6 protein-coding genes and 1 pseudogene are annotated in these 5289 nt (G+C 44.7%); 5 read left to right on the forward strand and 2 right to left on the reverse strand.

Features of this window, described 5'->3' with window-relative positions:
- The first annotated feature begins 414 nt into the window (after positions 1 to 414).
- The 5 genes from petP to IM509_RS04990 all read left to right on the forward strand — a co-directional run bounded on the left by petP (position 415) and on the right by IM509_RS04990 (position 4048).
- Positions 415 to 606 carry a cytochrome b6f subunit PetP gene (petP, locus tag IM509_RS04970; RefSeq protein WP_002742483.1) on the forward strand — a complete coding sequence of 64 codons (192 nt, stop codon included), beginning with the start codon at positions 415 to 417 and terminating at the stop codon, positions 604 to 606.
- Between the two features lie 22 nt (positions 607 to 628).
- Complete coding sequence (locus tag IM509_RS04975; protein WP_052277044.1) at positions 629 to 1705, forward strand: Get3/ArsA fold putative tail anchor-mediating ATPase NosAFP; 1077 nt, start codon at positions 629 to 631, stop codon at positions 1703 to 1705.
- A 6-nt stretch (positions 1706 to 1711) separates the two neighbouring features.
- Positions 1712 to 2692: a chlorophyll synthase ChlG gene (gene chlG / locus IM509_RS04980; RefSeq protein WP_072927582.1), complete on the forward strand. Its 981-nt coding sequence runs from the start codon at positions 1712 to 1714 to the stop codon at positions 2690 to 2692.
- 368 nt (positions 2693 to 3060) lie between these two features.
- Complete coding sequence (locus IM509_RS04985) at positions 3061 to 3789, forward strand: Bax inhibitor-1/YccA family protein (protein WP_043996014.1); 729 nt, start codon at positions 3061 to 3063, stop codon at positions 3787 to 3789.
- A gap of 88 nt (positions 3790 to 3877) precedes the next feature.
- A complete protein-coding gene (locus IM509_RS04990) occupies positions 3878 to 4048 on the forward strand; it encodes a CAB/ELIP/HLIP family chlorophyll-binding protein (protein ID WP_002742489.1) in 171 nt (56 codons plus the stop codon).
- Positions 4049 to 4099: 51 nt separating this feature from the next.
- Here IM509_RS04990 and IM509_RS04995 read toward each other — a convergent pair whose 3' ends face one another.
- Positions 4100 to 4720: a metalloprotease gene (locus IM509_RS04995; RefSeq protein ID WP_052277043.1), complete on the reverse strand. Its 621-nt coding sequence runs from the start codon at positions 4718 to 4720 to the stop codon at positions 4100 to 4102.
- A 275-nt stretch (positions 4721 to 4995) separates the two neighbouring features.
- Positions 4996 to 5289 (reverse strand): annotated as a pseudogene (locus IM509_RS05000) (Uma2 family endonuclease); the annotation flags it as partial.

Here is a 5289-nt window from a genome sequence, read left to right on the forward strand (position 1 = left end):
GTAATTCTTGGGCTGCCCATTTCTCCATTTTTTTGCTTACCTCCACCTTAATTCCTTCTTTCAAAACTATACCTATCAATCGTTTCCCCTTTTTTTAAGTTTCTTCTCTTTTTGTTAAGAAAGATCCGACTAATGGATAGCCTTGATAAGGGGGGCAGGGGGGATCGAACCTAAAATCCATTTTTAATTCAATTATAACCAGCTACTTATCTAACTGCCTATTGCCTATTGCCTATTGCCTATCCTAAGCAAGAAGTTGATTTTGTTCAATGTCCTAGTATATATGATCGCTAAGTGCAGATGATCTTAGAAAGACTAATGACCGAAGATCATTGGGGGGTTTATCTGACACGAATTTATATTAAACTTAGGATTGGTTTATTGAATTATCGTCTTATTAAAACTGTGGAAGTAATGGAAATCGGGCAAAAAGTCAAGGTCTGTCGCTTAAGAGACCGCGTTAACTCGGACGTAGCGGGTAAATTGGGTAAAGTGGGTGTCATCAAAAATTTTAAGATGACCGATGGCAGCGGTGTTGGTGCTGTTGTCCAGTTCGATGATAAGACCGCTACTTGGTTTTTTGAGGATGAACTCAAACTCATCTAAATATAACGCTTAGGAATTAATTATGTCCTTAATTTTGACCTTTTTGGGCAAGGGGGGCAGCGGTCGCAGTACAATAGCGATCGCTTCGGCAAAGAAAATGGCTGGTCTGGGGTCAAAAGTTCTCTTGATCGGGCAAGATTCTGGTCCCGCTTGGGGATTACTCCTCAAGGCCTCGCCTAGCTCCTCTATTACGGAAATTGCCCCTAATCTCTCGGTTGTCCAGCTTAGTAGTACCCAGTTACTAGAAAAAAGTTGGGAAGAAGTCAAGGAATTGGAAAAGCAGTATTTGCGTTCTCCCACCTTGAAAAATGTTTATGGTCAAGAGTTGGGCGTTTTACCCGGAATAGACCAAGCTCTAGCCTTAAATTTCCTGCGGGAACAGGATAAAAGCGGAAATTACGATGTCATCATCTACGACGGCAGCGGAGATATAAACAGTCTGCGAATGTTAGGGATTCCAGAGGTGGGCAGCTGGTATTCACGGCGTTTCCGGCAGGTTTTCAGCGATTCTGAGATTGGTCGCACCCTTTCTCCCTTTTTGCAACCAATCGCCGCCGCCGTGCTGAATTTCTCCTTTAATCCCGACGGTTTAGGGAAGAAGGTCGATAATAACATTCTAGACGAGGGACGTTCCGCTTTAGCCGATCCTCGGCGAGTTTTAGCCTATCTAGTCACCAATGATGATCCAATTGCGATCGCAGATGCCAAATATCTTTGGGGTGGGGCGCAGCAAATCGGTTTAAATGTGGGGGGAGTGATTTTTAATCGCTGTCAGAGTGCTACGGAGGATTTTGCCCCGCTGCCGGCTGCGATTTTACCCGACCGTCAAGGAGAAGATTGGCAGGAATTAATCGCCGAGTTACCCAATTTTCTCACGGTGCAGCCGCCCAAACCGTTAATAATCGATACGGCAGCCGGTCAGGTAAAGGTTTATTTACCCGGATTCGAGAAAAAACAGGTAAAACTGACGCAATCGGGTCCAGAATTAACCATCGAAGCCGGGGATCAACGGCGTAATATTGATGTACCACCGCCTCTAACCGGACGAGCGGTAAAAGGGGCCAAATTCCAAGACGGTTACTTAATTATTTCTTTTTAAGGGATTATGTCGAACACCGAGATAGAAAACAAGGATAATCGAGGCGCAAAAACTCGCCAATTATTGGGCATGAAAGGGGCCTCATCGGCAGAAACTTCCCTCTGGAAAATCCGCTTACAATTGATGAAGCCGATCACTTGGATTCCTCTAATTTGGGGGGTTGTCTGTGGGGCGGCTTCATCGGGGAATTATACTTGGTCTTTAGAAGATGTCTTAAAAGCGGCCACCTGTATGTTACTTTCTGGTCCATTGATGACTGGTTATACCCAAACTTTAAATGATTTTTATGATCGAGAAATTGATGCAATTAATGAACCCTATCGTCCGATTCCTTCGGGGGCAATTTCTATTCCCCAAGTGGTCGGTCAGATTTTGGTTTTATTAGCAGCTGGGTTAGGAATATCTTATCTTCTTGATCGCTGGGCCGGTCATGATTTCCCGCTCATGCTCTGTTTAACCCTATTTGGTTCTTTTATTGCCTATATTTATTCAGCGCCGCCTTTAAAATTAAAACAAAATGGTTGGCTAGGAAATTATGCCCTCGGTGCTAGTTATATAGCCTTACCTTGGTGGGCAGGTCACGCCCTTTTTGGTCAGTTAAATTGGACAATTATGATCCTAACCCTCATCTATAGTCTGGCGGGTTTAGGCATTGCTGTGGTCAACGACTTTAAAAGTGTGGAGGGTGACGAAAAATTAGGCTTAAAATCCTTGCCAGTTATGTTCGGAATTACCACCGCAGCTTGGATTTGTGTGATTATGATCGATGTTTTTCAAGCAGGAATTGCTGGCTATCTGATTAGTATTCATCAGAATCTTTATGCCGCTATTTTACTGTTATTAATTATCCCTCAGATCACTTTCCAAGATATGTATTTTTTGCGGGATCCGCTCAAAAATGATGTCAAATATCAAGCCAGCGCCCAGCCTTTTCTAGTGTTAGGAATGTTGGTGACAGGTTTGGCTTTAGGTCAGGGGATACTCTGAAGATTGTAGTTAATAAAAACAGGAAATATCCAGTTTATGGGACATAATCGCCTTGAATTGGGCTTCTGTTTAAGGTAACTTGAGCGGTCAAGGGGGGTGAAAATGGATTTTCGGTTCGATCCCCCCTTAATCCCCCCTTGATAAGGGGGGTGCCGATCCCGCCTTGATAAGGGGGGTATCTGACAATTTTTAACACCTACCTACTTAGCTCGATCCCTAGTCTTTTCGTTACAATCAAGAGGGAATCGATGCCGGGGGAAAAATTTACCTTTTTTTCTTCCCTCCGATTTGCCATTCTTGACGAACTAATCAAGAATAGTTTCTGTTTAACAAGATTGATTGAGACAAGTATCTCGAACCTAGTCACCATGAGTAATACCAGTAATTTTCGCCAAGCTTTACGCGAGGCTAAAAGCCAAGCACTTATCGGCCCCAATGTTATCCCCAAGGCCCTGCCCTATCTCGGTGGCGGTCTAATTTTGACTGCGGTGGGAACCTATGGCGGTTTAGGTGTGATCCAATCCTATCCCCAGATTTTCTTCCCGACTTTCTTTGTCGCCCTGGTTGCCGAGATTATTTTATTTTTTGTCGCCCGTAATACTGCGGAAAGAGGCAATACAGGCACTGCTCTGCCCCTGCTGACTCTCTATAGTCTTCTTTCTGGCTATACTCTCAGTGGAATCGTCTATGTGGCCTTAGGTACTTCCGGTGTCGGTTTGCGAGGAGTAGCAATTGCTGCCCTCGGTTGCGGCATTGCTTTTGTGTTGGGACGGAATATCGGCTCTAATCTGTCGGAAAAAGATGGTTTAGCCCTGACTCAAACCGTTAGCATCGGTATTCTCGCTCTCTTTATTGTTCTCATTGGTCAGCTAATTTTCTCTATCTTTGGTGGTGCTACTCCCACCTGGTTAGAAATTGCTATTTCTGGCATCGGGGTTTTCTTGTTTGCTGGTTCGGCAGTGGTGGACTTTTACATCTTGCCCCGTACCTACAGAGATGAACAGTATCTTAGTGCTGCTTTATCGATGTATTTGACCTATATCAACCTATTTATCTTTATTCTGCGCCTTTTAATCGCTCTTAACGGTCGAGATTAGGGCAAATAGAGAGGAGTTAGAAATTAGTTACAACCTAACTTCTAACTCCGCTAGAATAGTAAAGAAATGTAAACGGACTGTAAAGATCATGACTGAACCACAACCGACTCAAACCCCCAAATTAGAAGATCCCAAATTTGGTTTTAATGACTATGCCGAGCGCCTCAACGGTAGAGCCGCTATGATTGGTTTTGTGATCACCCTGTTGATTGAGTATCTAACTGGCCAAGGTCTGCTATCTTGGTTAGGGTTACAGTAGTTTTTTAGGCTTTTTTAGGCATTCTAGGGGAAATAAAGCCTTGAGTGTTAGCTAACGCATACAGGCTTCATGATTTTCCCCGTAGAATCCTTGCAGGACCGAATCACCTCGCTGTTGTGGTGTGCCGTGGGAGCGATTAGGAGCTTCAAAATCGCCCACTTCCGAGGCCGCTTCCGCTAGAAGTTTTCCTGCTATTATATAATCCTGTTTGGATAAACCTCTCGCTTCGGTAAATAACCAGGAAAGGGTATCTCCGGCTAGACAATCGGCCTGTAATTCAATGCCGATGCTCATTCCACCTTCATCGATGCCACCAATACCCCGATTCCACTGAACAGCGTGAGCGGCCTCATGAGCGACGGCGTAAAGGGGAAATAGAGGATTATCGCTAATACCAGTAACTTGCTTGAGATTGACATAGACTGTATTATCTACAGTGCAGAAAGCCGCTAGGGAAATTACGCCGCAGGGAGTGGTTATCGGCCCATTGCTTAACAAATACTTAAAATTGATCTGGTGTAATTGAGCCGTATATTCAATTACCGCTTCTAGGGCATCCGTAATATCGTCTGCTTGCGCTCTCTGGGCTAGAGGGGATAAAATCAAGAGGGAACTACAAGAAACGGCAGATATCAGGGATAATAACCGTTTAAGGCCAGAGTTAGGTTTCATGGTACTAACAAAGTCGGGAGTGAGGAAGAAGTTTAATTGATCTGAATTAGCCTACCGCTACGATCACAATTTTAAAAGCTATGTATAAGACTTTCAGAGAAAATACAGAATTTACGCGGCTTTTGATCGAAGTTGACAGAATTTCTCCTCAAGGTTGAGGAAATTAATTTGGCACGACCACTGATTGTGTTGAAAATCTGCCCGTCAGTCAGGCAAAAAGCTCCCCATCAGGTCATTTCCCCATCTCCCCACCCCGAACATTCGTTACACTTGTACTACAAGTCTATCCCCATTTCTCGCAAACGAGCCGCCAGCCGTTGAGAACGCTGTCTTTCCGCTTCCAGAGCTTGCTGAGTAGCATTTAATTGCTCCTGTGCTGCGGCCGCTTGCTCCTGTGCTGCGGCCGCTTGCTCCTGTGCTGCAGCTGCTTGCTCCTGTGCTGCAGCTGCTTGCTCCTGTGCTGCTTCTTCTGGCAAGGGGATTAAATTGCCTTCCGAGTCATAAAATCTGGCCCAGATTGCCGTTTCTCGGTCAATAGTACCCTCCCAAGTTCCCAACCAATAGCCTAA

The sequence above is a fragment of the Microcystis sp. M31BS1 genome, assembly GCF_020245285.1.
Classification (GTDB): domain Bacteria; phylum Cyanobacteriota; class Cyanobacteriia; order Cyanobacteriales; family Microcystaceae; genus Microcystis; species Microcystis panniformis.

What these genes read in the sequence shown, in the direction of transcription:
- petP (WP_002742483.1), top strand. Translation starts at nt 415, where the DNA reads ATGGAAATCGGGCAAAAAGTCAAGGTCTGTCGCTTAAGAGACCGCGTT.
- IM509_RS04975 (WP_052277044.1), top strand. Translation starts at nt 629, where the DNA reads ATGTCCTTAATTTTGACCTTTTTGGGCAAGGGGGGCAGCGGTCGCAGT.
- chlG (WP_072927582.1), top strand. Translation starts at nt 1,712, where the DNA reads ATGTCGAACACCGAGATAGAAAACAAGGATAATCGAGGCGCAAAAACT.
- IM509_RS04985 (WP_043996014.1), top strand. Translation starts at nt 3,061, where the DNA reads ATGAGTAATACCAGTAATTTTCGCCAAGCTTTACGCGAGGCTAAAAGC.
- IM509_RS04990 (WP_002742489.1), top strand. Translation starts at nt 3,878, where the DNA reads ATGACTGAACCACAACCGACTCAAACCCCCAAATTAGAAGATCCCAAA.
- IM509_RS04995 (WP_052277043.1), bottom strand. Translation starts at nt 4,720, where the DNA reads ATGAAACCTAACTCTGGCCTTAAACGGTTATTATCCCTGATATCTGCC.